This is a genomic window from Frigoribacterium sp. CFBP9029, from assembly GCF_034045305.1.
Classification (GTDB): Bacteria; Actinomycetota; Actinomycetes; order Actinomycetales; family Microbacteriaceae; genus Frigoribacterium.
Genome location: NZ_JAXCWB010000002.1, coordinates 89,787 through 115,525, shown reverse-complemented (window position 1 = coordinate 115,525; position 25,739 = coordinate 89,787). Strand labels below are relative to the sequence as shown.

Sequence of the window (25,739 nt, the reverse complement as noted above, 5' to 3'; positions counted from 1 at the left end):
CGGGGGCGGCGGGGACGGTCTGATCTGTCACGGTCGTGAGGTTCCTTACGTGGGAGGGACCACGCCAGTTTAGACGGGCGCGGAGCCGGGATCGATCGTGCCCCGCGCCTCCTCGGCCCTCCCGGTCGGGACGACCGCGAGCTCGGTCGCGCACGCCTCGGCGGCCACCCAGGCGAGCATCCCGCATTTGACGCGCATGACGAACTTCGAGACGCCGTGGAACGCGACCGCGTCGCCGAGCACCTCGTCGTCGGGCTCGCCCGCCCCGCGGGAGCGCATCATCGCGCGGTACTCGTCGATCAGCAGCCGCAGCTCGGGGAGGGTGCGGCCGGGGGCCAGCTCGCTGAGGACCGAGGCGGACGCCATCGAGATGGAGCAGCCGGCGCCCTGCCAGGCGAACCCGTCGATGCGCCCGGTGGCCTCGTCGACCGAGAGCCGGACGGTGATCTCGTCGCCGCAGGTGGGGTTCCGCTCGAAGTGCTCGGCCTGCGCGCCGGGCAGCTCGCCGTCGCCGTGCCGTCGCTTCGCGTGATCGAGGATGACCTGCTGGTAGAGGGAGTCGAGGGAGGCGCTCATCGCTCGGACCCCTCGACCCCGAAGTACGCCCGGACTCCGGCGACGCCGTCGAGGAGGCGGTCCACCTCGGCCTCGGTGCTGAACAGGTACGTGCTCGCGCGGGTGGTCGCGGCGACGCCGAGGCGCCGGTGCAGCGGCTGCGTGCAGTGGTGCCCCACGCGGACCGCGATGCCCGAGGCGTCGAGGTACTGCCCGACGTCGTGCGCGTGCACCCCGTCGACGACGAATGACGCCAGACCGGAGCGGGCCACGCCCGCGGGCGGTCCGACGACGCGGACGCCGGGGACGGCGGCGAGACCCGCGACGAGTCGCTCGGCGAGCGTCTCTTCGTGCACGCGGATGCGATCGAGACCGACGGCGTCGAGGTAGCGGACGGCTTCGGCCAGCGCCACGGCCTGCGACACCGGCTGGGTGCCCGCCTCGAAACGCTGCGGCGAGGGCAGGTACTCGGAGCCCTCGAGCGTCACGGTGGTGATCATCGATCCGCCCGTCTTGAACGGCGGCAGCGCGTCGAGCAGCTCGGCCCGCCCGTAGAGGACGCCGATGCCGGTCGGACCGAGCATCTTGTGCCCCGAGAAGGCGGCGAAGTCGACCCCCAGGGCCGGGAGGTCGAGCGGTCGGTGCGGCGCCGACTGACAGGCGTCGAGCACGACGAGGGCGTCGACGGCGTGGGCGGCCTCGACGAGGCGCTCGACCTCGGCGATCTGCCCGGTGACGTTCGACACGTGCGCGAACGCCACGATGCGGGTGCGGTCGCCGAGCAGGGCGATCAGGTCGTCCGCCGACCAGACGCCGGCGTCGTCGACCGGGACGAAGCGGAGCACGGCCCCGGTCGTCGCCGCGAGCTCCTGCCAGGGCACCAGGTTCGCGTGGTGCTCGGCCTCGGTGAGCACGATCTCGTCTCCGGGACGGAGGGCGAACCGGCGGGCCGGCGCTCCCCCGCGACCGTGCGTCGCGTTCGCGAAGCCGTAGGCGACGAGGTTCAGGGCGTCGGTCGCGTTCGCCGTCCAGACGATCTCGTCGACGGAGGCGCCGACGAACCCGGCGACGGTGGCCCGGGCGTCTTCGAAGGCCTCGGTCGCGAGACCGGCCAGCGTATGCGCACCGCGGTGCACAGCCGAGTTGATCGTCTCGAGGAACACCCGCTCCGCGTCGAGCACGCTCGACGGGCGCTGCGCCGTGGCCCCCGAGTCGAGGTACGCGAGCGGCTCGTCGTTCACCGTCTGGTCGAGCAGCGGGAAGTCGGCACGGAGACGCTGCACCTCGGACTCGGAGAGCCCCGAAGCGAAGGAGGCGCGGGTCGCGTCGACAGCGCTGATCGCGTCGGCAGCGCCGGTCGAGTCGGGTGGGCTGGGCCTTGCGGAGGTCTGGGTCACGATGTCCTTTCCCGTCGATCTTAATGAGCGTCGCCGACGGTACGACGACCCAACGGCCCGGCCGCCCCGCGTGTTCCCACCACTCCGGAGCATGACGCCGTGTGACGCGCGCCGCGGAGGGGGTGGCGCCGGGTCCGCAGCCCGGCCAGCATGAGGGCATGAGCCCTGACCGCATCGAGACCAGTCACGCCGGCAGTCTGCCGCGCACCCCCGAACTCATCGCCGCCAACGACGCCCGTGCCCTCGGGCCCGACGGCTTCACGCTCGAACGGACCCCCGAGTTCGACGAACTGCTGACCGCGGCCGTCGCCGACCTCGTCCGCCGGCAGGAGGACCTCGGCATCACGATCGTCGGGGACGGCGAGTACGGCAAGGCCATGACGAGCGCCGTCGACTACGGCGCCTGGTGGTCGTACTCGTTCCAGCGGGTCGGCGGGCTGTCGCTGACCGGCTCGGACATCTTCAGCCAGCAGCCGGTGCGCTCGGGCCCCGGCGATGTGCGCCTGACCTCGTTCCCCGACCGACGCGACTGGCAGAGGTTCCACGACGCGTACACCGACCCGACGTCGGGCATCGGCACGGGCTCGGGGGCGACGCCCTTCCCCAGCACGACCGGGCCGCTGACCTACGTCGGGCAGAGCGCCATCGCCTCCGACATCGCCAATCTCACGACCGGCGTCGCGGCCGGCGACGCCACGTCGGCCTTCATCACCTCGCTCTCGCCGGGCAGCGGAGCACGCATCGCGAACGACTTCTACGCCACCGAGGAGGAGCACATCTGGGCCTGGGCCGAGGTGCTGCGGGAGGAGTACCTCGCCATCACCGGCGCGGGCCTCGTCGTGCAGATCGACGACCCCTCGATCGCGGAGAACTGGGACCAGATCAACCCAGAGCCGAGCATCGACGACTACCGGGCGTTCACCCGCATCCGGGTCGAGGCGCTGAATCACGCCCTCCGCGGCATCCCGCCAGAGCTGGTTCGATTCCACCTCTGCTGGGGCTCCTGGCACGGCCCGCACACCACGGACATCGAGTTCCGGCACATCGTCGACCTCATGCTCGAGATCGACGCGGGCTCGTACTCGTTCGAGGCCGCGAACGTGCGCCACGAGCACGAGTGGAAGATCTGGCGCGACGTCGAGCTGCCCGCCGGCAAGACGATCGCCCCCGGGGTCGTGAGTCACGCGACCAACGTCGTCGAGCATCCCGAGCTCGTCGCCGACCGCATCGAGGCGTTCGCGTCGACGGTCGGCCCCGACCGGGTCGTCGCCTCGACGGACTGCGGTCTCGGCGGACGCATCCACCCTCAGATCGCCGTCGCGAAGCTCGCGTCGCTCGGGGAGGGCGCCCGCATCGCGTCGCACCGCCTCTTCGGCTGAGGCCGCTCGACCGGAACGACCCGCGCCTCCTGCGGTCACAGGGCCGAGGAGGCGCGGGTCGTCGTAACCGGGCGGTCGCCTCAGTCGTCGAGCGGCTTGAGCACGCGCCGGAGGAACTGCTGCGTGCGGGCCTCGCGCGGGCGGCTCAGCACGTCTGCCGGGCGTCCGCGCTCGACGACCACGCCGGCGTCCATGAAGACGAGCTCGTCGGCGACGCGCCGGGCGAACTCGAGCTCGTGGGTGACGACGATCATCGTCCAGCCGTCGTCGGCCAGCTCCTTGACGACCGTCAGGACGTCGCCGACCAGCTCGGGGTCGAGCGCCGAGGTGGGCTCGTCGAAGAGCAGCAGCTCGGGGCGCAGCGCCAGGGCGCGGACGATGCCCACGCGCTGCTGCTGCCCGCCGGACAGCTCGGCGGGGTAGGCGTCGGCCTTCTCGGCGAGGCCCACCCGGGCGAGCAGCGTTCCGGCCTCGGCCCGCGCCTCCCCCGGGTCGCGCTTCTGCACGCGCACCGGGCCCTCGACGACGTTCTGCAGCACGGTCAGGTGCGGGAACAGGTTGAAGTGCTGGAAGACCATCGACGAGCGGTCGCGGAGGGCCGTGAGGTCTCGCTTGCCGACCTTGGAGCCGAAGTCGATCGATCGGCCGTCGGAGAGGGTCACCGTGCCGGCGTCGGGGACCTCGAGGCTGTTCAGCGACCGCAGGACGGTCGTCTTGCCCGAGCCGGAGGGCCCGATGATGGCGACGACCCGACCACGACGGACGTCGAGATCGATGCCGCGGAGGACCTCGTTCTCGCCGAAGCTCTTGCGCAGACCACGGACGGTCAGGACGGTGGCATCGGCGCCCGATGCCGGAGGCGGGGTGACGTCAGCGGGCAACGTGGCGGTCCAATCTCTTCTCGAGGGCATCCTGTCCGAACGACAGGATGAGGCAGATGACCCAGTAGACCAGGGCTGCCTCGAGGTAGATCAGGAGGAACTCGTTCGAGACCGAAGCGATCTGCTGCGCCTGACGGAACAGCTCGACGACGAGGATGACGCTCGCGAGCGAGGTGTCCTTGACGAGGCTGATGAACGTGTTCGACAGCGGCGGCACCGACACCCGGGCCGCCTGCGGCAGGATGATCCGCCGGAGCGCCAGCCCCCGCGACATGCCGATCGTGTGCGCGGCCTCCCATTGGCCCTTCGGCACCGAGAGGATGGCCGCGCGGATGACCTCTGCGGCGTACCCGCCCACGTTCAACGAGAACGCGATGATGGCGCTGGGCCACGGGTCGAGTCGGATGCCGAGCGACGGCAGACCGTAGAAGACGACGAACAGCTGGACCAGCAGCGGGGTTCCGCGGATGACCGAGGTGTAGAACCGGGCGATGCCGGCCAGCCAGATCCGCCCCGACAGTCGCATCAGCGCGATCACGATGGCGATCACGAGGCCCAGGGCCATCGAGATCAGCGCCAGCGGGATCGACGCCACGAGCGCTCCCGACACGATCGGCCAGAGCGACCGCGCGAAGAGGTCGAGGGTGGACTGCACGACTACTCGCTGACGTCCTGGCCGAAGTACTGGTCGGAGATCTCCGCGAGAGTGCCGTCGGCCTTCAGCTCGGCGAGGGCGTCGTCGATGGCCGCGACGAGGTCGTCACTGCCCTTGGTGGTGACCAGCGCCGAGTTCGAGACGTCGTCGGTCGTCGCCGCGATCTTGATCGCGGCCGCCTTGTCGGGGTTCGTCTTGACGTAGTCGAGGAACGTCAGCTCGTCGTTCACCGTCGCGTCGATGCGGCCCTGCTCGAGCAGGGCGACCGACTGGGCCCAGCCTTCGACGACCTGCACGTCGGCGCCGGCGTCCTTGGCCGTCGTGTAGAAGTTGCTCGACTGCGACTGCGCGGTGGTCTTGCCCTCGAGGTCGGCCAGCGAGGTGATGTCGGTGTTGTCGGCGGCCGTGATGACCGCACCGCGACTCACCGTGTACGGCGTCGAGAAGTCGAAGCCGGCCTCACGCTCGTCGGTGATCGAGATCTGGTTGGCGACGATGTCGAACCGCCCCGCGTCGAGCCCGGCCAGCAGGGCGTCGAACTGGGTCTCCTCGAACTTCGGAGTCAGGTCGAGCTTCTCGGCGACGGCCGTGGCGACGTCGACGTCGTAGCCCGTGAGCGCCCCGGAGCCGCCCTCGTGGTAGGTGAAGGGCTGGTACGTGCCCTCGGTGCCGATGACGAGCTCGCCGGACTCCTGGATGTCGTCGAGGCTCTTCGCCGCGCTCGTGTCGGCGGTCGCATCGCCGGTCTGCGTGACGACGCCGTCGGTCGAGGCGGGGGCGCAGGCCGTCAGCGCGAGGGCTGCAGCGGCGACGACGCCGGCGACGGAGAGGCGACGGACGGAGCGGGGGGCGGTGATCTTCACGGGGTTCCTTTGCGGAGACTCGGGGTCGGACGAGCCACCCGACCCTAACGCCGACGGCGGCGGTGGGATTCCCGATGTCCTCGCATGACCTCGGGACGGCTGCGATCGGACTCTCCGGGCGGGACCGGTGGTGGGCCCGGTGGTGAGCTCGGGGGGGGGGTCAGCGGCGGGCCAGCGCCTCGGTCACCGACGGGGCGCCGTCGAGCCGGATGTGCCGGTGGGCGACGCTCGTCGCCGAGACCGCGACGGCACTCAGCGACAGGGACGAGAAGAGCTTCCCGTCGACCAGGTCGGAGCGGATGAGCGCGTCGTCGTCGTCCGCCGCGAGGGCGCTGCTCTCGCGGATCAGATCGAGCCACGGAGCCCAGTCGCCCTCGCCGCCGGCGTCGGCAGCGGCGGCCGATGCGAGAGGCCCTGAAAGAGGCGCGACGTCGCGGAACCGGGGCAGCCAGCGATCGACGCGGGGCACGCTCCGATCGTCGGGTGCGGCGTGGGTCAGCATGTGGACGCCGGGGTCGAGACGGGTGGACCGGGTGGCCGTGCCGTCCCAGATGGAGTGGGTCGCGCCTCCTCGGTCCGCGGTCAGCAGGTTGAAGGTCCGAGTCCGTTGCGGTCCGACGGGCAGGGCGCCGTCGGCCGCGGCCCGCAGAGGGAGGGAACCCCGCGTGGCCCAGCCGCCCTCGGGCGCGGGCGGCTCCTCGTGGCGGTTCAGCACGACGCTCGCCCGGCTCGGCCGCGTGGCGACGGCCAGCCAGGCGCCCCCGGCCTCACGGTCGTGCACGCCCGTGACCCGGTCGCCGTGCTCGGGCCACCAGGCGCCGGGCTCGTCCCACGGGCGGTCGGGGGATTCGTCGCGCAGCCCGAAGAACACCACGGGCCAGTCGGAGTCGGGTGCGATCGAGACGACGACGGTGCACATGAGGGTCCTCCGGGTGGGTGTCTCGCGTGGGGTCGCCGTGCGGCGACGCGCACGACGATCAGACGGGCGGCCACGAGATGCGGCATCGTGGGAGTGCAACGCTACCGACCGGGGCCCCGGGTCGGCCGACCGTCCGCCACCGATCGACAGGGCACTCCCGTGACGCACGACTCCTCCCCGCACTCCCCCGCCGACCCGACCGACTCGACCGTCGCGACCGTCGCGACCGTCGCGACCGACTCGACCGGATCGTCGCGGCGGCTGAACGTCGTGGTCGGCATCTCCGGCGGGATCGCGGCGTACAAGGCCGTCGGCGTCGTCCGCGGGCTCGTGCTGCAGGGTCACGACGTGCACGTCGTGCCGACCGAGGCGGCCCTGCGATTCGTCGGCGCACCGACCCTCGAGGCGATCAGCCGCAACCCCGTGCACACCTCGGTCTTCGACGACGTGGCGCAGGTGCGGCACGTCGCGCTCGGGCAGCAGGCCGACCTGATCGTCGTCGCCCCCGCCACGGCTCACACCCTCGCCAAGATCGCTCACGGCCTCTCGGACGACCTGCTCGGCACGACGATCCTCGCCAGCACCGCGCCGCTCGTCGTCGCCCCCGCGATGCACACCGAGATGTGGCGCAACGCGGCGACCGTCGCCAACGTCGAGCTGCTGCGCGCACGCGGGGTGACGGTGGTCGGACCCGCCGACGGACCGCTCACCGGCGGCGATTCGGGGCCGGGTCGACTGAGCGAGCCGGACGAGATCGTCGCGGCGGCCCTCGCGGTGGCGACCCACGCCTCCTCGACTGATCCGGCGGGAGCCGAGGAGGCGCGGGTCGCCGACCTCGCCGGCGTCCGCCTGGTCGTATCGGCAGGCGGCACCCGCGAACCCCTCGACCCGGTGCGGTTCATCGGAAACCGCTCGACAGGCAAGCAGGGTGCGGCCATCGCCCTCGCCGCGGCTCGACGAGGCGCCGACGTGACCGTCGTCGCTGCCGAGTTGGACGGGGCCGTGCTGCAGTCGCTGGCCGCAGCACCGACGATCCGCGTCGTCCCGGTCTCGTCCGCGCTCGAGCTGGAGACCGCCATGGGCGCCGAGGCGGCCGCGCACGACGTCGTCGTGATGACCGCCGCGGTGGCCGACTACCGGCCGGCCGAGGTCGCCCCCGGCAAGATCAAGAAGGACGACACCGGCGACGAGATGACCGTGCGACTCGTCCGGAACCCCGACGTGCTCGCGGGTCTCGTCGCCGCTCGCCGCGACGGTCAGGTCGTGGTGGGGTTCGCCGCCGAGACGACGGAGGACCGCGACGAGCTCGTGGCGCTGGGTCGGACGAAGCAGCTGCGGAAGGGCGCCGACCTGCTCGTGCTGAACTCGGTGGGATGGACGACCGGCTTCGGCGCCGACGACACCTCGGTGATCGTCATCGACCGTGAGGGTGCGGAGGTCGCCGAGGCCCGCGGGTCGAAGCGGGAGGTCGCCGACGCCCTGCTCGACGCGGTGGCGGAGCGCCTGGTCGGGTAGTGCGTGACGGCGAGGCGTGGGGAGATCGGCGCCGAGTCCGGGCGAGTGCGGCCGAGACGGTCGTCGCGAGCCGCCCGCTTCGACCGGACACGCCCGCATGGGCGGCCTGCGCAGGGACAGCCCGATGGGCCGCCGCGCGGACAGCCCGACGGGCCGACCACACCCGGACATGACGAAAGCCCCGGCGGATGCCGGGGCTTTCGGTGTGTGAGCGATACTGGGATCGAACCAGCGACCTCTTCCGTGTCAGGGAAGCGCGCTACCGCTGCGCCAATCGCTCAAAACTGTGTTCACATCTGTTGCGAATTACTGCATCGAGTGTAGACCTGGGTCTGCATCGATTGGAGGTGGAGACGGGATTTGAACCCGCGTGAACGGCTTTGCAGGCCGGTGCCTCGCCTCTCGGCCACTCCACCATACGAGCAGCCCCCCAGAAGGAGGCCACCAGTCGGTGGACCACCCTCTGGTGAGCTTGACACTCGAGCGGATGACGAGATTCGAACTCGCGACCCTCACCTTGGCAAGGTGATGCGCTACCACTGCGCCACATCCGCATTTCGCTTTGCATTTCTGCGTGCAAAAGAACAATACCCACACCCCGGACCAGATACCAAATCGAGTCACCCTCGTGTCTTGCTGGGGCCCATCCGGCCGCACCGCGCCTCCTTCGGGGCCGTGTCGAATGGCGCTCCGGCACCCGTATGCACTAGCATCGACGAGTCCCGTAGGGGCGATTGGCGCAGTTGGTAGCGCGCTTCCTTCACACGGAAGAGGTCATCGGTTCGAGTCCGGTATCGCCCACCAGGCAGACGAGTGCAGGGCCCCGCAGATGCGGGGCCCTGTTCTCGTTCCGGTCGCTTCGACCCGGCTCGAGTGCGGTGCACGGGCGTGTCCGCACAGACGAGCGAGCTGGGGGACGCGGAACGGCCCCGGTCGTCTGACCGGGGCCGTCCTCGTGGTGCGTGTGGTGCTGGTGGGGTGCGCCTACTGGCGCGAGTTCTCGAGGACGTAGCCCTCTTCGCCGTGGATGGCGAGGTCGATGCCGGCCACCTCGTCCTCGTTCTTGACGCGGAACCCGATGGTCTTCTCGATGACGAAGCCGATCAGGTAGGCGAGAACGAACGAGTAGACCATGACGGCCAGGGCCGAGACGGCCTGGATGCCCAGCTGGTCGAGCGAACCCGAGAAGATCAGACCGCTGCCGTTGGCGAAGAAGCCGAGGTAGAGGGTTCCGATCAGACCGCCGACGAGGTGGATGCCGACGACGTCGAGCGAGTCGTCGAAGCCGAGCTTGAACTTGAGGTCGATCGCGAGGGCGCAGACCGCACCGGCGACGACGCCGAGCACCATGGCCCAGAACGGCGTGAGCGCGGCGCAGGCGGGGGTGATCGCGACGAGACCGGCTACGGCACCCGAGGCGGCGCCGATGGAGGTCGCCTTGCCGTCCTTGATCTTCTCGACGACGAGCCAGCCGAGGATGGCTGCCGCCGGCGCGGCGATCGTGTTCAGGAAGGCGAGGGCGGCGACGCCGTCGGCCGCGAGCTCGGAGCCGGCGTTGAAGCCGAACCAGCCGAACCAGAGCAGACCGGCGCCCAGCAGCACGAAGGGCGGGTTGTGCGGCTTGTCGGCGCCCTTGGCGAATCCGACCCGCTTGCCGAGCACGAGGGCCAGCGCGAGGGCCGCGGCTCCGGCGTTGATGTGGACCGCCGTGCCGCCCGCGAAGTCGATCACTCCCATGCTGGCGATCCAGCCGCCGTCGACCACCGAGCCGTCCTCACCGAGCGTGAAGTTGAAGACCCAGCTGGCGACCGGGAAGTAGACGATGGTCACCCAGACCCCGGCGAAGATCATCCAGGCGCCGAACTTGGCGCGGTCGGCGATGGCACCCGAGATGAGGGCGACCGTGATGATCGCGAAGGTCGCCTGGAACGCCGCGAACGCGATGGTCGGGTAGGCGCCGGCCGGGTCCAGGCTGTCGACGAACAGCGAGTTCAGGCTGAACATCGAGGGGTCGAAGCCGAAGACGCCGTCCCAGCCGATGTAGGTGTCGGTGCCGGCGGGCCCCTCGGGTCCGTTCGAGAAGGCGATCGAGTAGCCGAACAGGACCCAGAGGACGGCGATGAGGCCCATGGCCCCGAAGCTCAGCATCATCATGCTGATGACGCTCTTGGCCTTGACCAGGCCGCCGTAGAAGAACGCCAGGCCGGGGGTCATGAGCAGCACTAGTGCTGCTGTGATCAGCATGAAGGCGGTATTGCCTTGATCCATCTGTGAGTCACCTCTCGATTCGGGAGCCAGGGGCAACGGTCGGCCGCCCGACCGTGAGGGTTCACGGGCTGCGGGGGCGGGACCGGGGTGCGGCTCTCAGTGTCGTGGGGTGAGGTTTCGTTGCGTGTGCACCGATGTTTCGGGAATGTAACGCGATTCGGGCGCGTGTAAACAACGTGTTTCACACCGGCCCGCAACGACCGCCGACGGCCTGTGGAGGTCATCGGAGCGATGTCGGAAGAACGTCGGGGCGGCTCTGGAAGGGCGTCGGGCCGACGTCAGAGGGACGTCAGCGCCACCAGCCGCGAGACGGCCCGCAGGTACTTCTTGCGGTACCCGCCGGCCAGCATCTCCTCGCCGAAGACCGAGTCGAGGGGGGTGCCGGAGGCGACCACGCGCACCTGACCGTCGTACAGCCGGTCGACGAAGGCGACGAAGCGCAGAGCGTCGGTCTGACTCGTGAGCGGCGAGACGTCGCGGAGCCCGACGGCCTCGAGCCCGGCGACGAGCTTGACGTACCGGCTCGGGTGGACCGTCGACAGGTGGGCCACGACCGCGCCGAAGTCGTCGACGGAGACCGGCCCGGTCACGGTGGCGAGCGCGGCGTCGACGTCGTCGGTCACGGAGGCGGACGCCTCGACCTCGCGGCGCCGGTAGTCGTCGCCGTCGATCCGCAGCGTGCGGAACCGGTCGGAGAGCCCCTGGATCTCGCGCAGGAAGTCCGCGGCGGCGAAGCGCCCCTCGCCCAGGGCGTTCGGCGGCGTGTTCGAGGTCGCGGCGATCCGGGTGCCGTCGTCGGCGAGATCGCCGAGCAGTCGCGTCATCATCATCGTGTCGCCCGGGTCGTCGAGCTCGAACTCGTCGATGCAGACGAGCGACGCGCCCTTCAGCTGGGCAGCCGCACCGGCGTAGCCGACCGCCCCGACCAGCGCCGTGTACTCGATGAACGTGCCGAAGTAGCGGCGTCCGCCGCTGCGGTTGAAGAGCGCGGCGAGCAGATGCGTCTTGCCGACGCCGAACCCGCCGTCGAGATAGAGGCCGGGCAGCACGGCCGGAGTCTCGGCGCGCCTCCTGAACAGGCCTCGTCGGGCGCCGCCCGCGGGTGCCGCGTCGAACGAGCGCACGGCCTCGACGGCCTCGTGCTGCGAGGGGAAGGCGTCGTCGGGGCGGTAGTTCTCGAGCGACGCGTCGACGAACTGCCGAGGAGGCACGAGCGCGGTGACGATCTCGGCACCCGTGATCGAGGGGGTGCGGTCGACCAGCGAGACGACGCTGGCGGTGGGATCGGGTGACATCGGGGCGGCCTCACGGTCGATCGGGCACGGAGCGCGGTGACGCCCGGCGTCCGCCGAGCGATGTGTGGAAGAGTCTCTGGAGTCCCTGTGCGAGGCCAAAGCGCGGTGCGTAGCCTCGACGGGGTCGTACTGCCCCTGAGTTTAGTGCTCACCGGCAACCCGAACATCAGCCGCTCACGCGGCGCTCCGCAGCAGGCGGAGACACACACCCGGAGGTAAGTCCATGGTCGTCGAGCACGACACGTCCGCCCGTTTCAGCGACTACGCGCACCCCGAACGCCTGGTGAGCACCGACTGGCTGGCGCAGCACCTCGGCTCCCCCGGTCTCGTCGTCGTCGAGTCCGACGAGGACGTCCTGCTCTACGAGACGGGCCACATCCCGGGCGCCGTCAAGATCGACTGGCACCTCGACCTCAACGACCCCGTCCGCCGCGACTACATCGACGGCGAGGGATTCGCCCGGCTGATGTCGTCGAAGGGCATCGGACGCGACACGACGATCGTCGTCTACGGCGACAAGAACAACTGGTGGGCCGCCTACGCGCTCTGGGTGTTCTCGCTGTTCGGTCACGACGACGTGCGGCTGCTCGACGGCGGCCGCGCCGCCTGGGAGGCCGAGGGACGCGAGTACACGACGGACTCCCCCGAGCCCGAGACGAGCGACTACCCGGTCGTGGAGCGCGACGACACGGTCATCCGCGCCTACAAGGACGACGTGCTCGAGCACCTCGGCAAGCCCCTGATCGACGTCCGCTCCCCCGAGGAGTACTCGGGCGAGCGGACCACCGCCCCCGCCTACCCCGACGAGGGAGCCCTCCGCGCCGGGCACATCCCCTCGGCCGCGAACGTCCCCTGGGGCAAGGCCGCGGCGGAGGACGGGCGGTTCCGTCCCGTCGCCGAGCTCGACGCCATCTACCGCGACGGCGCCGGCCTCGAGACCGGCGACGAGGTCGTCGCCTACTGCCGCATCGGCGAGCGGTCGAGCCACACCTGGTTCGTGCTGCACCACCTGATGGGCTTCGAGAACGTCCGCAACTACGACGGCTCGTGGACCGAATGGGGCAGCGCCGTCCGTGTGCCCATCGTGCAGGGCAGCGAACCCGGAGAGGTCCCCGCCCGGTGACCGGGACCACGCTGCCCGCCGCGCTCGTCGAGATCCGCGAGGAATTCACGGCGCTGGAGGTGCGCGACCGCCTGCAGCTGCTGCTCGAGTTCTCGAACGAGCTGCCCGACCTGCCGGCCCGGTTCGCCGACCACCCCGACCTGCTCGAACGGGTGGTGGAGTGCCAGAGCCCCGTCTACCTCTTCGTCGAGGTCGTCGACGGTCGCGTCCACCTGCACGCCACCGCCCCGCGGGAGGCCCCGACGACCCGCGGCTTCGCCTCGATCCTCGCTCAGGGCCTCGACGGCCTGACCGTCGACGAGGTGCTCGACGCCGTGCCCGACGACTACCCGCAGACGATCGGCCTGACCGAGGCCGTCAGCCCGCTGCGCATCCGGGGCATGACCGCCCTCCTCGCGCGCGCCAAGCGTCAGATCCGCGACAGGATCGCCACCGCGTGACCCTGCGCGTGCTGCACACGACCGGGCGTCCCCTCGAGACCGGTCTCGAGCTCGACATCGAGCACGAGGCGACGCCCGGTCGCCTGCGCGACCTGTACGCGCCTCCGGCCGCGACCTGGACCCGCCTCAACCTCATCACCGCGGTCAGCGGCGACGCCGCCGGGTCGGACGGCACCTCCGAGACGCTCAGCAACCCGACGGACCGCACCATCCTCGCGGCGATCCGGGCGGTCGCCGACGGGGTCGTCGTCGGAGCGGCCAGCGTCCGCGCCGAGGGCTACCGGGTGCCCAAGACCTCCCGGCTGGTCGTCGTGACGTCCTCGGGCGACCTCTCCGGGCACCGGATGGACCCTGAGGCCGCCGAGCGCGTCGTCGTCGTCTGCCCCGAGGCCGCGGTGGCGGAGGTCCGGCGCACGCTCGGCGGCGAGGTCGCCCGCGCCGCGACCGTCCTGACCTGCGCCGACGAGTCCCGCCGCCTCGAGCCCGCCGCGGTGCTCGACCGGCTGCACGCCCACGGCCTGCTGTCGCTCGTCTGCGAGGGCGGGCCGTCGCTCGCGGGGCAGTTCCTGCACGACGGACTGGTCGACGAGCTCTGCCTCTCCACCTCGCCGATCGTGATCGGCAGCGGTCTGCCGGTCTTCGGACGCGAGCGCTTCGACCCGTCGCGTCTGACGCTCAGTCAGCTGCTGATGGACGAGCAGAGCGCGCTGTACGCCCGCTGGCTCGTGGAAGACGGCCCAGCCACCCGTCGATGACCCCCTCGAAACGCTGCGGGTCGAAGTTGTAGAGCTTCGTGTGGCGCGCGGTGCGGAACACCTCGAGACGCACGAGATCGGGTCGTGCATCCGCGAGGGCGTGCGACGCCGTCGACGGGACGAACCCGTCGTCGTCGCTGTGCAGCAGCAGGACGGGCACGTCGAGGGCGTCGGCGCCGGCCACCAGGTCGAGTCGATCGAGATCGATCGGGCCGCGCCGCCCGCTCAGACGCGAGAGCGCGGGAGACATCAGGAGGCGCAGCACGAGATCCTGGACGACCCGCGGCACGTGCATGGCCGCCCCCTGGAATCGGAGGGTGGTGCGCCAGTCGACGACCGGTGACTCGAGCACGACGCCCGACAGCCGACCGGCCAGCGTCGACCGCGTGGCCGCCTGCAGCACGAGCGCCCCGCCCATCGACCAGCCCATCAGCACCAGCGACGTCGCCCCGTGCAGCAGGGCGTAGGCCATCGCCGACTCGACGTCCGCCCACTCGTCGTCGCCCAGGGCGTAGCGGCCATCAAGCGATCGGGGCGCGTCGCCGTCGTTCCGGTACGAGACGAGCAACGACGTGTAGCCGTGCCGGCGGAACACGGGCACCGACCGGATCGTCTCGGCGCGGGTGACGCCGCGACCGTGCACGCCGATCATCCAGGGGCCCGGTTCCCCGCCCTCGGCCGGCACCAGCCAGGCGGGGGCCGGGCCGACCTCGGTGTCGACCCGCACCTCCTCGGCATCGAGATCGGCCTCGCCGGGGTCCGACCACAGCCAGCCGCCGATGCGCCCCGAACGGGCCCCGTCGAGCGAGCCGGCGGTCACCTGCTCGACCCGCCGGACGACGACCCGCCCGTCGTCGCTCAGCACCTCGCCCAGACGCGCATGACCACGACCGCCGTCGAACCAGAGGCTGTAGCGGCCCGGGAGGCGCGTGTCGGCCGTCGAGGTCAGGCTCACGGTCGACGAGGCGGCATCGTGACCGACGATGCGCAGGTCGTCGCGGCGCCGGCGCTCGGGCGTGACGATCTTGCGCATCACAGCCACGACGCCCCCCGCGATGGCGACGAGCGAGAGCGTGACGGACGAACCGACCACGATCGCGGTGACGGCCAGGGCGGCCCTCGATCCCCCGGCGGGTGGACGGGACGCTCTGCTGGTCACGACGGACTCCGGACACTCGACGCGGGCACGGGGCGACCGGCGCGGACGGCCGACGCCCGTCGTGCAGCCCGACGCGGCGTGCCGTCTGCCTGACGGTCTGCTCGGAGCCTAGTCTGCACACGTGTCCGACAATCCCTCGACGCCGTCGCCTGCGCCCGCGTTCCTCGACGCCGTCGACGCGGTGCGTCGAGCAGCCACCCGCGACGACCTCGCCGTGACCGAGATCCCCGCACCCGGCGGCATCGCTCCGAACTCGCTGGCTCTCGCCGGCGACGTGGTCGGGGCGAACGGCCGGGCCGACTCCGACCTCGGCACCGGACGCTTCACCCTCCTCCACGACGCGTCCGAACCGGAGGCCTGGGGCGGGCCCTTCCGGGTCGTCTGCTTCGCCCAGGCTCCCCTCGAGACCGACCTCGCCCTCGACCCCTTCGTCGCCGACGTCGCCTGGTCGTGGCTGGTCGACTCGCTCGACGCCCGCGGCGCCGCCTACGATTCGGCCTCGGGCACTGCCACGAAGCTGCTCTCGACCGGCTACGGCGAGCTGGCCCGTCACGGCGACGGCGCCCTGCTCGAGCTGCGCGCCTCGTGGAGCCCCACCAGCACCGACCTCGGCCCCCACATCGAGGCCTGGGGCGAACTGATCTGCACGCTCGCGGGCCTCCCGCCGACCGTCGAGGGCGTCACCCTCCTCGCGTCGCGGCGTGTCGGTCGGGACTGAACCAGAAGGACACGACCATGAACCCCGCCGCATCCGAATCCCGCAGCGTCGACTCCGGCGTCGTCGGCAGCGCAGGCGACCCGTCCGGGGGCGATCAGCCCGTGGTCTCCGTGTCGCCGAGCGTCCTGACGACCGCCGACGACCTCCACGGCAGGGTCGACGTCATCGCCGACCGGCCGGGGTACCTCGCAGCGGTCGAGGCGATCCGCTCCGGCACGGGGCCGGTGTCGATCGACGCCGAGCGCGCCTCCGGCTTCCGGTACTCGCAGCGGGCCTATCTCATCCAGGTGTTCCGTCGCGGCGCCGGGGTCTTCCTCTTCGACCCGCCCGCGATCGGCTCGTTCGCCGAGCTGCAGGAGGTCATCGGCCACGAGGAGTGGGTGCTGCACGCCGCCAGCCAGGACCTCGCGTGCCTCCGCGAGGTGGGGCTCGACCCCGCGACCGTCTTCGACACCGAGCTCGGGGCCCGGATCGCGGGGCTGCCCAAGGTGGGGCTCGGCGCCGTGGTCGAGCAGCTGCTGGGCGTCCACCTGGCGAAGGAGCACTCCGCCGCCGACTGGTCGACGCGTCCGCTTCCGCAGAGCTGGCTCGTCTACGCCGCCCTCGACGTCGAGCTGCTCGTCGACCTGCGGGACGCCATGGAGGCGCGGCTCGTCGACGCCGGCAAGCTCGAGATCGCGCGTGAGGAGTTCGCCGCCACGGTCGCGCGCGAGGCGAAGCCGCCGAAGGTCGACCCCTGGCGTCGTCTCACCGGACTGCACACCGTGCGGGGCACGCGCGGTCTGGCCGTCGCCCGTGAGCTGTGGCTGGCCCGCGACGAGTACGCGCGGCAGATCGACACCGCACCCGGTCGACTCGTGCCCGACTCGTCGCTGGTGGCGGCGACCAAGGCGATGCCCGCCGACAAGCGCGCCCTGGCGGGTCTGCGGGAGTTCGTCGGACGCGCGAGCCGGAGCGAGCTCGACCGCTGGTGGGGCGCCATCGAGCGCGGCCTCGCGACGACCGACCTCCCGTCGACCCGCGGTCCCGCGGCGGAGACGCTGCCGCCGCCCCGCAGCTGGGCCGACAAGAACCCGATGGCCGACGCCCGCTACCGGTTCGCGCGCCCGCGCATCGCCGAGATCGCCGAGACGTTCGACATGCCCGTCGAGAACCTGCTGACCCCCGAGCACCTGCGGCGTCTCGCCTGGGAGCCGCCCATCCCGTTCGAGACCGACGCCGTCGCGGCGGCGCTCGAGGCGCTCGGCGCCCGACGCTGGCAGATCGACGCCGTGGCCGAACCGCTCGCCGAGGCCTTTGTCGACGCCCACCAAGAGCCCGAGGACGGCGACGGCGCGACTTCGTAGACATCCGCGAAGGATTCTCCGCCCGGCAGGCGTCGTCCCTAGGATCGGACCAGATCCGAGCACTGGAGGCAATGTGGCCGAGAGAACAGATGTCGTCTTCGTCGACGGGGTACGCACCCCGTTCGGGCGGGCCGGCGACAAAGGCATGTACTGGAAGACCCGGGCGGACGATCTCGTCGTCAAGGCGATGAGGGGTCTGCTCGAACGCAACCCGTCCCTGCCGCTCGACCGCGTCGACGACGTCGCCATCGCGGCGACGACCCAGCAGGGCGATCAGGGTCTGACCCTCGGGCGGACGACCGCGCTCCTGGCCGGTCTGCCGAAGTCCGTCCCCGGTTTCGCAATCGACCGGATGTGCGCCGGGGCCATGACGAGCGTCACGACTCTCGCCGGGGGCATCGCGTTCGGCGCCTACGACGTCGCCATCGCCGGGGGCGTCGAGCACATGGGCCGCCACCCGATGGGCTTCAACGCCGACCCCAACCCGCGGTTCGTCGCCGAGAGGATCGTCAGCGGCGAGGCCCTCAACATGGGAAACACGGCTGAGCGGATCCACGATCGGTTCCCGCAGCTGACGAAGGAGCGGTCGGACCGCTACGCCATGCGGTCTCAGCAGAAGCTGGCCGCGGCCTACGACGCCGGCCACATCCAACCCGACCTCGTGCCCGTGGCCGTGGCCACCGACGAGGGCTGGGGTCTCGCCACCCGTGACGAGGCGCCGCGCCCCGAGACGACCCTCGAGGGTCTCGCCGCGCTCCGCACGCCGTTCCGGCCGCACGGCCGCGTCACCGCCGGCAACTCCTCCGGGCTGAACGACGGAGCGACCGTCAGCCTCCTCGCCTCGCAGCAGGCGGCCGACGAGCTCGACCTCACCCCCAAGATGCGACTCGTGAGCTTCGCCTACGCCGGCGTCGAACCCGAGATCATGGGCATCGGACCCGTCCCCTCCACCGAGAAGGCCCTCCGCAAGGCGGGCCTGTCGATCGACGACATCGGGCTCTTCGAACTGAACGAGGCCTTCGCGGTGCAGGTGCTGTCGCTCCTCGACCACTTCGGCATCGACGACGACGACCCGCGGGTCAATGCGTGGGGCGGTGCGATCGCCGTGGGGCACCCTCTGGCCTCCAGCGGGGTCCGCCTGATGATCCAGCTCGCGCGCCAGTTCGAGCAGCGACCCGACGTCCGCTACGGCCTGACGGCCATGTGCGTGGGTCTCGGTCAGGGCGGCAGCGTCATCTGGGAGAACCCGCACTACTCGCGAAAGGCGGCCCGCGCATGACGACGGCCCTCGAGACCCTGACAGCCCTGTCCGCCGACGAGGTCGTGACGCACTCGCACGTCCGCGACGTGCCGATGCCGTCCGGTGGCGTGCTGGCCCTCGTCACCCTCGACAACGGCCGCGACCACACCCGACCGAGCACCCTCGGGCCGGCGACGCTGGCCGAGTACGGCGCGACCCTCGACGCCCTCCGGGCCCGCGCCTCCCGGGGTGAGATCGCCGCCATCGCCGTGACCGGCAAGCCGTACTTCCTCGCCGCGGGGGCGGACCTCAGCAAGGTCGGGCAGATCCCGAGCCGCGAGGTCGGGCTCGAGCTGGCCCGGCAGGGCCACGCGGTGCTCGGCAAGCTGCACGACGCGGGTGTGCCCACGTTCGTGTTCGTGAACGGACTGGCGCTCGGCGGCGGGGTGGAGATCGCGCTGCACGCCGACTACCGCACCGTCGACTCGTCGGCGGCGGCGATCGCGCTGCCCGAGGTGTTCCTGGGGCTCATCCCCGGCTGGGGCGGCGCGTGGCTCCTGCCCAACCTCATCGGGATCGAGAACGCCCTGCGCGTGATCGTCGAGAACCCCCTCAAGAACAACCGCACCCTCAAGCCCGCGCAGGCTCTCGAGCTCGGCATCGTCGACGAGATGTTCGGACCCTCGTCGTTCCTCGAAGACAGCATCCGCTGGGCCGACGGCGTGGTGACCGGGCGCATCACGGTCAAGCGTCCGAACGTCCCCGGGCGGCTCGAGAGGGCCGTCAAGTGGGATGCCGCCATCTCGATCGCCCGAAAGTCGCTGCAGTCGAAGATCGGCACCGTGGCGGCCTCGCCCTACGCGGCCCTCGACCTGCTCAAGGCCGCCAAGAACACCGACCGGGCGACCGGCTTCGCGGCGGAGGACGAGGCGCTGGCCGATCTCGTCTCGGGCGATCAGTTCCAGGCGAGCATGTACGCGTTCGACCTCGTCCAGAAGCGCGCGAAGAAGCCCGCCGGGGCCCCCTCCCCCGAGGTCGCCCGCGCGATCGGGAAGGTCGGGGTCGTGGGCGCGGGGCTCATGGCCAGCCAGTTCGCCCTCCTCTTCGTCCGACGTCTGCGCGTGCCCGTCGTCATCACCGACCTCGACCAGGGGCGCGTCGACGCCGGTGTCGCACGGATCCGAGCCGACATCGCCGAGTTGGCGGCGAAGGGCCGGATCACGAGCGACGAGTCGAACCGGTTGGAGGCGCTGGTCACCGGCACCACCGACCTCCGCGACTTCGCCGACTGCGACTGGGTCATCGAGGCCGTCTTCGAAGAGCTCTCCGTCAAGCAGAAGGTCTTCGCCGACGTCGAGGCGATCGTCTCCGAGACGACGATCCTGGCGACGAACACGTCGTCGTTGAGCGTCGAGGCCATCGGCGCCGAGCTGCAGCACCCCGAGCGTCTGGTCGGCTTCCACTTCTTCAACCCGGTCGCCGTCATGCCGCTCATCGAGGTCGTCAAGACGCCGAAGACCGACGAGGCGACGCTCAGCACCGCGATGGTGACGGCCAAGGCCCTCCGCAAGAACGCTGTCATCACGGCGGACACCCCGGGGTTCGTCGTGAACCGCATACTCGCGAAGGTCCTCGGCGAGGCCATGCACGCGGTCGAGACGGGCACCCCCTTCGAGGTCGTCGACCGGTCGATGGATCCCTTCGGGCTCCCGATGACCCCGTTCGAGCTGCTCGAGCTCGTCGGGCTGACCGTCGGCGCGCACGTGCTCGACACCCATCACGCCGCGTTCCCGGACAGGTTCCACGCCAGCGAGGCCCTCCACCGGCTGGCGGACCACGGGCGGATCCTCGACCGCGATTCCAAGGGCCGACGCCAGGGGTTCGACAAGAAGGCCGTCGCGCTGACAGCGGGGAAGGGCACAGCGCTGTCCGCCGACGAGCTCCGGATCCGCATCGAGGACGGCCTGGCCGACGAGGTCGGGCGCATGCTCGACGACGGCGTGGTCTCCGCAGCCGAGGACATCGATCTGTGTCTGATCCTCGGGGCGGGCTACCCGTTCCAGATGGGCGGGCTCACGCCGTACCTCGACCGGGTCGGCGCCACCGAGCGCGTCCGGGGCACGACGTTCCACTCACCCGTGATCCGCGGCGTGGCCGGCTGAGCCTCCGCGTCGTCGGTCGAGGCGGGGACGCCCGCGTGTCGCTTACTGGTCGCGGAGGCGACCGGAACCGGTGGCGTCGGCCTGCGCACCGTCCGTCAGCGGTCGGGCCACGGGGATCTTGCTCCCGAGGACCTGAGCCACCACGTCGCGGGCGATGGCCTGCGGGGTGAGCCCCACCTCCTCGAGGATCTCGGCTCGTGAACCGTGCGCCAGGAACTCGTCTGGGAGACCCAGCTCGGTGACCGCAGTGTCGACGCCTGCCTGACGGAGATCCTGTCGGATGCGCGTCCCAATGCCGCCGACGCGCACGCCGTCCTCGATGGTCACGACGAGTCGATGCTCCGCCGCGAGATCGATCACCGAACGCGCCACGGGGACGACCCACCGCGGGTCGACGACCGTGGCGCCGATGCCCTGATCGGCGAGGCGCGCGGCGACGTCGAGACCGACGGAGGCCATCGGACCGACGCAGACGAGCAGGACGTCGGCCCGGTCACCGCGATGCAGCACGTCGACACCGTCGTCGAGCCGTTCGATGGCGTCGTGCTCGGTGCCGACGCTGCCCTTGGAGAAACGGACCACGGTGGGCGCGTCGGTGACGGCCACAGCCTCGCGGAGCTCTTCGCGGAGGCGCGTCGAATCTCTCGGGGCCGCCAGACGGATGTGCGGCACGATCTGCAGCAGTGCGAGATCCCACATGCCATGGTGGCTCGGCCCGTCGGGGCCCGTGACGCCCGCCCGGTCGAGGACGAACGTGACGCCGGCCTGGTGCAGCCCGACGTCCATGAGGATCTGGTCGAACGCCCGGTTGACGAAGGTCGCGTAGAGCGCGACCACCGGGTGCAGCCCGCCGAACGCGAGCCCGGCGGCGCTGGTGACCGCGTGCTGCTCGGCGATGCCGACGTCGAGCACCCGGCCGGGGAACCGCTCGGCGAGGAGATGCAGGCCCACCGGTCGGAGCATGGCCGCCGTGATGCCGACCACCGTCTCGTCCCGCTCGGCGATCGAGACGATCTCCTCGGCGAAGACGGACGTCCACGACGGGGCGCCCGCCGAAGCGAGCGGCTCACCCGTCTCGGGGTCGATCTGCCCCACCGCATGGAACTGGTCGGCCACGTCGGCCCGCGCGGGATCGTAGCCCCGGCCCTTCTCGGTGATGGCGTGCACGATCACCGGGGTGCCGTAGTTCTTGGCCTGCTGGAGAGCTTCCTCCATGGCCGACTGGTCGTGACCGTCGACCGGGCCGACGTACTTGATGTCGAGGTTCGAGTACAGAGCCTCGTTGTTGGTGAATCGACTGAGGAACCCGTGCAGCCCGCCCCTCACCCCGCGGTAGAACGCCCGACCGGGGTGCCCGAGGTGATCGAAGACGGCACGGCTGCCCCGATGCATGTCGCGATACGTGCTCCTCGTCCGCACCGTGTTGAGGAACCGCGCCATGCCGCCGATGGTGGGCGCGTACGAGCGGCCGTTGTCGTTCACGACGATGATCAGCCGACGGTCGTTGTCGTCGGAGATGTTGTTGAGGGCCTCCCACGTCATGCCGCCGGTCAGAGCGCCATCGCCGACGACGGCCACGACGTGGCGGTCGGACTGGCCGGTGAGCTGGAAGGCGCGCGAGATGCCGTCGGCCCACGACAGCGAGCTGGAGGCGTGCGAGCTCTCGACGATGTCGTGCTCGGACTCGGAGCGCTGCGGATAGCCCGCGAGACCGCCCCGGAGGCGCAGCATGCTGAAGTCCTGGCGCCCGGTGAGGAGCTTGTGCACGTACGACTGGTGGCCGGTGTCGAAGACGATGGCGTCATGCGGCGAGTGGAAGACCCGGTGCAGAGCCAACGTGAGCTCGACGACCCCGAGGTTGGGGCCGAGATGACCGCCGGTCTTGGAGACCTCTGCGACGAGGAATCTGCGGATCTCGCCCGCGAGCTCGATCATCTCGTCGTCGGTCAAGCGGTCGAGGTCGCGAGGTCCTCTGATCGTTTCGAGCAGGCTCATACCGGCTTCCCTTCCACGCCCCGGAGGGCATCGGTCCAGTCTAGGCACGAGGGGTGTGCGGAGCGTGGAAAGACCCCCGGGCCGCCGCGGATCGGCGGCGGCCCGGGGGTCTCGCGGGGTGAGGGATCAGACCAGACTGCGCAGCACGTACTGCAGGATGCCGCCGTTGCGGTAGTAGTCCGCCTCGCCGGGGGTGTCGATCCGGACGACGGCGTCGAACTCGACGACCGACTTGCCCTCGGGTGAGTGGTCGCTCGGCGTCGCGACCACGTGGACGGTCTTGGGCGTCGTGCCCTCGTTGAGCTCGGTGAGCCCCGAGATGCTGATCGACTCCGTGCCGTCGAGCCCGAGGGACTCCCAGCTCTCACCCGCCGGGAACTGCAGGGGCACGACACCCATGCCGATCAGGTTCGAGCGGTGGATGCGCTCGAAGCTCTCGGTGATGACGGCCTTGACGCCCAGGAGGCTCGTGCCCTTCGCCGCCCAGTCGCGCGACGAACCCGAGCCGTACTCCTTGCCGCCCAGGATCACGAGCGGCGTGCCGGCATCCTGGTAGCGGGCGCTCGCGTCGTAGATGAACGACTGCGGGGCGTCGGGCTGCGTGAAGTCGCGCGTGTACCCGCCCTCGACGCCGTCGAGCAGCTGGTTCTTCAGACGGATGTTGGCGAAGGTGCCGCGGATCATCACCTCGTGGTTGCCGCGACGCGATCCGTAGGAGTTGAAGTCCTTGCGGTCGACACCGTGCTCCGCGAGGTAGTGACCCGCCGGGCTGTCGACCTTGATCGAGCCCGCCGGGCTGATGTGATCGGTCGTGACCGAGTCGCCGAGCTTGGCGAGGACGCGAGCATCGACGATGTCGGTGACCGGCGTGGTCTCGATCGTCATGCCGTCGAAGTACGGGGGCTTCCGCACGTAGGTCGACTCGTCGTCCCACTCGAAGGTGGCGCCGGTGGGCGTCGGAAGCGAACGCCAGCGCTCGTCTCCGTCGAAGACACCGGCGTACTCGTGGGTGAACATCTCGGTGTCGATCGACTCGTCGATGGTCTTCTGGACCTCGGCGGCATCGGGCCAGATGTCTCGGAGGAAGACGTCTCCGCCGGCCTCGTCGGTGCCGAGGGCGTCGTTCTCGAAGTCGAAGTTCATCGACCCGGCCAGCGCGTAGGCGATGACGAGCGGCGGGCTCGCCAGGTAGTTCATCTTCACATCGGGGTTGATCCGCCCCTCGAAGTTGCGGTTGCCCGACAGGACCGCCGTCACGGCGAGGTCGTTGTCTTGCACGGCCGACGAGATCTCGTCGATCAGGGGGCCCGAGTTGCCGATGCAGGTCGTGCAGCCGTAGCCGACCGTGTAGAAGCCGAGGTCTTCGAGGTAGGTCGTGAGGCCGGCCTTCTCGTAGTAGTCGGTGACGACCTTCGAACCCGGCGCGAGGGTGGTCTTGACCCACGGCTTCGCCTTCAGGCCCTTCTGGCTGGCGTTGCGTGCCAGGAGACCCGCGGCCAGCATGACGGAGGGGTTCGACGTGTTCGTGCACGACGTGATGGCCGCGATCGCGACGGCGCCGTGATCGAGGGTGAACTCGCGACCGTCTTCGAGCGTCACCGGCGTGGGCTTCGAGGTCTTGGCGGGGGCGTGCGAGGTGTGCATGTGCGTCGGGGGCTCCGTCGCGTCGTCCTCCGCCGTGAGACCGACCGGGTCGGAGGCCGGGAAGGTGCCCTCGACCGCGGCGTCGACGCTCGTGTGGTCGGTGGTCGCGTACGAGCCCAGGTCGATCTCGAACTGCGACTTCGACTCGGTCAGCTCGATGCGGTCCTGGGGGCGCTTCGGCCCGGCGATCGACGGGACCACGGTCGCGAGATCCAGCTCGAGGTACTCGCTGAAGACGGGCTCGGTCGACGGGTCGTGCCAGAGCCCCTGCAGCTTGGCGTACTTCTCGACGAGTTCGATCTGCTCCTCGCTGCGACCGGTGAGACGCAGGTAGTCGAGCGTCACGTCGTCGATCGGGAAGATGGCCGCGGTCGAGCCGAACTCGGGGCTCATGTTGCCGATCGTGGCTCGGTTGGCCAGGGGCACCTGCGCGACCCCTTCGCCGTAGAACTCGACGAACTTGCCGACGACCCCGTGCTTCCGCAGCTGCTGCGTGATGGTGAGGACGACGTCCGTCGCGGTGACGCCGGTGGGGATCGAGCCGCTCAGCTTGAAGCCGACGACGCGCGGGATGAGCATCGACACCGGCTGACCCAGCATCGCGGCCTCGGCCTCGATGCCGCCGACGCCCCAGCCGAGCACGCCGAGGCCGTTGACCATGGTGGTGTGCGAGTCGGTTCCGACGAGCGTGTCGGGGTAGGCCTGCAGCACGCTGCCGCCGTCCGCCGTGGAGACCGTGCGGCTGTAGGTGACACGGGCCAGGTACTCGATGTTGACCTGGTGGACGATGCCCGTTCCGGGCGGGACGACCTTGAAGTCGTCGAACGCCGTCTGCCCCCAGCGGAGGAACTGGTACCGCTCGCCGTTGCGCTCGTACTCGATCTCGACGTTGCGCTCGAGGGCGTTCTCGCTGCCGAAGAGGTCGGCGATGACCGAGTGGTCGATCACGAGCTCGGCCGGCGCGAGGGGGTTGATCTTGGTCGGATCACCGCCGAGAGCCGACACGGCCTCGCGCATGGTCGCGAGGTCGACGATGCAGGGGACCCCGGTGAAGTCCTGCATCACCACGCGTGCGGGTGAGAACTGGATCTCCGTGTCGGGCTCGGCCGAGGGCTGCCACGAGCCCAGGGCGCGGATCTGGTCGCCTGTGACGTTGGCACCGTCTTCGGTGCGGAGCAGGTTCTCGAGGAGGACCTTGAGGCTGAACGGGAGCTTGTCGGCCCCGTCGACCGCGTCGATGCGGTAGACCTCGTAGTCGGTGTCGCCGACCCTCAGTGAATCCTTCGAACCGAAACTGTTGATTGCAGACACGTGCCGTCTCCCTTGCTGACTCCGTCGTCATCATGGTCGCTGGGCAGATGCCGCACCAGCGAGGCAAGCCTAAGTCCGCGGACCGTCCGATGACCGACGTCGTCGATTTATCTCGATGT

Annotated in this window: 20 protein-coding genes and 4 tRNA genes; 10 read left to right on the top strand and 14 right to left on the bottom strand. The window is 70.7% G+C overall.

Translation table 11 applies throughout. The annotated features are described in order from the left end of the window. Nucleotides 1-69: 69 nt before the first annotated feature. Both sufU and SOM11_RS03060 read right to left on the bottom strand, forming a co-directional pair. Nucleotides 70-576 (bottom strand): Fe-S cluster assembly sulfur transfer protein SufU, encoded by a 507-nt coding sequence (gene sufU / locus SOM11_RS03065; protein ID WP_320477167.1) that lies wholly within the window; start codon nt 574-576, stop codon nt 70-72. Beyond that, on the bottom strand, nt 573-1,838 hold the full coding sequence (locus tag SOM11_RS03060; RefSeq protein ID WP_320477348.1) for a SufS family cysteine desulfurase: 1,266 nt from the start codon (nt 1,836-1,838) through the stop codon (nt 573-575). The genes sufU and SOM11_RS03060 overlap by 4 nt, the downstream gene beginning before the upstream one ends. 272 nt (nt 1,839-2,110) lie before the next feature. Between SOM11_RS03060 and SOM11_RS03055 the strand changes: the two genes are divergently transcribed. Then, nucleotides 2,111-3,331 carry a cobalamin-independent methionine synthase II family protein gene (locus SOM11_RS03055; RefSeq protein ID WP_320477166.1) on the top strand — a complete coding sequence of 407 codons (1,221 nt, stop codon included), beginning with the start codon at nt 2,111-2,113 and terminating at the stop codon, nt 3,329-3,331. Between the two features lie 80 nt (nt 3,332-3,411). Here SOM11_RS03055 and SOM11_RS03050 read toward each other — a convergent pair whose 3' ends face one another. From SOM11_RS03050 to SOM11_RS03035, 4 genes are all read right to left on the bottom strand, one after another. After that, nucleotides 3,412-4,242 (bottom strand): amino acid ABC transporter ATP-binding protein, encoded by an 831-nt coding sequence (locus SOM11_RS03050; protein ID WP_414655442.1) that lies wholly within the window; start codon nt 4,240-4,242, stop codon nt 3,412-3,414. Further along, complete coding sequence (locus SOM11_RS03045) at nt 4,202-4,867, bottom strand: amino acid ABC transporter permease (protein ID WP_243213352.1); 666 nt, start codon at nt 4,865-4,867, stop codon at nt 4,202-4,204. The genes SOM11_RS03050 and SOM11_RS03045 overlap by 41 nt, the downstream gene beginning before the upstream one ends. Before the next feature lie 2 nt (nt 4,868-4,869). After that, nucleotides 4,870-5,730, bottom strand: coding sequence for a transporter substrate-binding domain-containing protein (locus tag SOM11_RS03040; protein ID WP_414655441.1), 861 nt, complete (start codon nt 5,728-5,730; stop codon nt 4,870-4,872). A gap of 160 nt (nt 5,731-5,890) precedes the next feature. Next, nucleotides 5,891-6,649 carry an NRDE family protein gene (locus SOM11_RS03035; RefSeq protein ID WP_320477164.1) on the bottom strand — a complete coding sequence of 253 codons (759 nt, stop codon included), beginning with the start codon at nt 6,647-6,649 and terminating at the stop codon, nt 5,891-5,893. 261 nt (nt 6,650-6,910) lie between these two features. Between SOM11_RS03035 and coaBC the strand changes: the two genes are divergently transcribed. Continuing rightward, nucleotides 6,911-8,164 carry a bifunctional phosphopantothenoylcysteine decarboxylase/phosphopantothenate--cysteine ligase CoaBC gene (gene coaBC, locus SOM11_RS03030; RefSeq protein WP_320477346.1) on the top strand — a complete coding sequence of 418 codons (1,254 nt, stop codon included), beginning with the start codon at nt 6,911-6,913 and terminating at the stop codon, nt 8,162-8,164. Between the two features lie 208 nt (nt 8,165-8,372). On the opposite strand, the gene SOM11_RS03025 is transcribed toward coaBC, so the two are convergent. The 3 genes from SOM11_RS03025 to SOM11_RS03015 all read right to left on the bottom strand — a co-directional run bounded on the left by SOM11_RS03025 (nt 8,373) and on the right by SOM11_RS03015 (nt 8,718). Further along, nucleotides 8,373-8,444: transfer RNA gene (locus tag SOM11_RS03025), tRNA-Val, on the bottom strand. Nucleotides 8,445-8,506: 62 nt separating this feature from the next. Then, nucleotides 8,507-8,580: transfer RNA gene (locus SOM11_RS03020), tRNA-Cys, on the bottom strand. 66 nt (nt 8,581-8,646) lie between these two features. Continuing rightward, nucleotides 8,647-8,718, bottom strand: a tRNA-Gly gene (locus SOM11_RS03015). 174 nt (nt 8,719-8,892) lie between these two features. Between SOM11_RS03015 and SOM11_RS03010 the strand changes: the two genes are divergently transcribed. After that, nucleotides 8,893-8,968 (top strand) — tRNA-Val (locus tag SOM11_RS03010). 180 nt (nt 8,969-9,148) lie between these two features. Here SOM11_RS03010 and SOM11_RS03005 read toward each other — a convergent pair. Both SOM11_RS03005 and zapE read right to left on the bottom strand, forming a co-directional pair. Continuing rightward, nucleotides 9,149-10,432, bottom strand: a complete 1,284-nt coding sequence (locus tag SOM11_RS03005; RefSeq protein ID WP_192060285.1) for an ammonium transporter — start codon at nt 10,430-10,432, stop codon at nt 9,149-9,151. 278 nt (nt 10,433-10,710) lie between these two features. Then, nucleotides 10,711-11,727, bottom strand: a complete 1,017-nt coding sequence (gene zapE / locus SOM11_RS03000) for a cell division protein ZapE (protein WP_320477163.1) — start codon at nt 11,725-11,727, stop codon at nt 10,711-10,713. A gap of 223 nt (nt 11,728-11,950) precedes the next feature. On the opposite strand from zapE, the gene SOM11_RS02995 reads away from it, so the two are divergent. From SOM11_RS02995 to SOM11_RS02985, 3 genes are read left to right on the top strand one after another with little or no spacing between them, the layout of a single operon-like run. Further along, complete coding sequence (locus tag SOM11_RS02995; RefSeq protein ID WP_192060283.1) at nt 11,951-12,850, top strand: sulfurtransferase; 900 nt, start codon at nt 11,951-11,953, stop codon at nt 12,848-12,850. Continuing rightward, nucleotides 12,847-13,290: a SufE family protein gene (locus SOM11_RS02990; RefSeq protein ID WP_243215059.1), complete on the top strand. Its 444-nt coding sequence runs from the start codon at nt 12,847-12,849 to the stop codon at nt 13,288-13,290. The genes SOM11_RS02995 and SOM11_RS02990 overlap by 4 nt, the downstream gene beginning before the upstream one ends. After that, nucleotides 13,287-14,045 carry a dihydrofolate reductase family protein gene (locus SOM11_RS02985; RefSeq protein WP_192060281.1) on the top strand — a complete coding sequence of 253 codons (759 nt, stop codon included), beginning with the start codon at nt 13,287-13,289 and terminating at the stop codon, nt 14,043-14,045. Before SOM11_RS02990 ends, SOM11_RS02985 begins: the two co-directional genes overlap by 4 nt. Here the strand turns inward: SOM11_RS02985 and SOM11_RS02980 are convergent. Further along, nucleotides 13,966-15,204, bottom strand: a complete 1,239-nt coding sequence (locus SOM11_RS02980; protein WP_320477162.1) for an alpha/beta hydrolase family protein — start codon at nt 15,202-15,204, stop codon at nt 13,966-13,968. The two genes, SOM11_RS02985 and SOM11_RS02980, sit on opposite strands and share 80 nt — an antisense overlap. Before the next feature lie 121 nt (nt 15,205-15,325). Between SOM11_RS02980 and SOM11_RS02975 the strand changes: the two genes are divergently transcribed. From SOM11_RS02975 to SOM11_RS02960, 4 genes are all read left to right on the top strand, one after another. Continuing rightward, on the top strand, nt 15,326-15,922 hold the full coding sequence (locus SOM11_RS02975) for a DUF3000 domain-containing protein (protein ID WP_192060280.1): 597 nt from the start codon (nt 15,326-15,328) through the stop codon (nt 15,920-15,922). 17 nt (nt 15,923-15,939) lie between these two features. Beyond that, a complete protein-coding gene (locus SOM11_RS02970) occupies nt 15,940-17,268 on the top strand; it encodes an HRDC domain-containing protein (protein ID WP_320477161.1) in 1,329 nt (442 codons plus the stop codon). Nucleotides 17,269-17,341: 73 nt separating this feature from the next. Then, entirely contained in the window at nt 17,342-18,547 is a 1,206-nt protein-coding gene (locus tag SOM11_RS02965; protein ID WP_320477160.1) for a thiolase family protein, read from the top strand. After that, a complete protein-coding gene (locus tag SOM11_RS02960) occupies nt 18,544-20,670 on the top strand; it encodes a 3-hydroxyacyl-CoA dehydrogenase NAD-binding domain-containing protein (protein WP_320477159.1) in 2,127 nt (708 codons plus the stop codon). Before SOM11_RS02965 ends, SOM11_RS02960 begins: the two co-directional genes overlap by 4 nt. Nucleotides 20,671-20,712: 42 nt before the next feature. Here the strand turns inward: SOM11_RS02960 and dxs are convergent, their stop codons facing one another. Next, nucleotides 20,713-22,665: a 1-deoxy-D-xylulose-5-phosphate synthase gene (gene dxs, locus SOM11_RS02955; RefSeq protein WP_243215066.1), complete on the bottom strand. Its 1,953-nt coding sequence runs from the start codon at nt 22,663-22,665 to the stop codon at nt 20,713-20,715. A gap of 126 nt (nt 22,666-22,791) precedes the next feature. Next, on the bottom strand, nt 22,792-25,620 hold the full coding sequence (gene acnA / locus SOM11_RS02950; protein ID WP_320477158.1) for an aconitate hydratase AcnA: 2,829 nt from the start codon (nt 25,618-25,620) through the stop codon (nt 22,792-22,794). Between the last annotated feature and the right edge of the window lie 119 nt (nt 25,621-25,739).

Coding starts and splice junctions, on each gene's coding strand:
- SOM11_RS03035 (WP_320477164.1), bottom strand. CDS start 6,649: ATGTGCACCGTCGTCGTCTCGATCGCACCCGACTCCGACTGGCCCGTG.
- SOM11_RS03005 (WP_192060285.1), bottom strand. CDS start 10,432: ATGGATCAAGGCAATACCGCCTTCATGCTGATCACAGCAGCACTAGTG.
- SOM11_RS03050 (WP_414655442.1), bottom strand. CDS start 4,242: ATGCCCTCGAGAAGAGATTGGACCGCCACGTTGCCCGCTGACGTCACC.
- zapE (WP_320477163.1), bottom strand. CDS start 11,727: ATGTCACCCGATCCCACCGCCAGCGTCGTCTCGCTGGTCGACCGCACC.
- SOM11_RS03055 (WP_320477166.1), top strand. CDS start 2,111: ATGAGCCCTGACCGCATCGAGACCAGTCACGCCGGCAGTCTGCCGCGC.
- SOM11_RS02995 (WP_192060283.1), top strand. CDS start 11,951: ATGGTCGTCGAGCACGACACGTCCGCCCGTTTCAGCGACTACGCGCAC.
- dxs (WP_243215066.1), bottom strand. CDS start 22,665: ATGAGCCTGCTCGAAACGATCAGAGGACCTCGCGACCTCGACCGCTTG.
- SOM11_RS02970 (WP_320477161.1), top strand. CDS start 15,940: ATGAACCCCGCCGCATCCGAATCCCGCAGCGTCGACTCCGGCGTCGTC.
- sufU (WP_320477167.1), bottom strand. CDS start 576: ATGAGCGCCTCCCTCGACTCCCTCTACCAGCAGGTCATCCTCGATCAC.
- SOM11_RS02960 (WP_320477159.1), top strand. CDS start 18,544: ATGACGACGGCCCTCGAGACCCTGACAGCCCTGTCCGCCGACGAGGTC.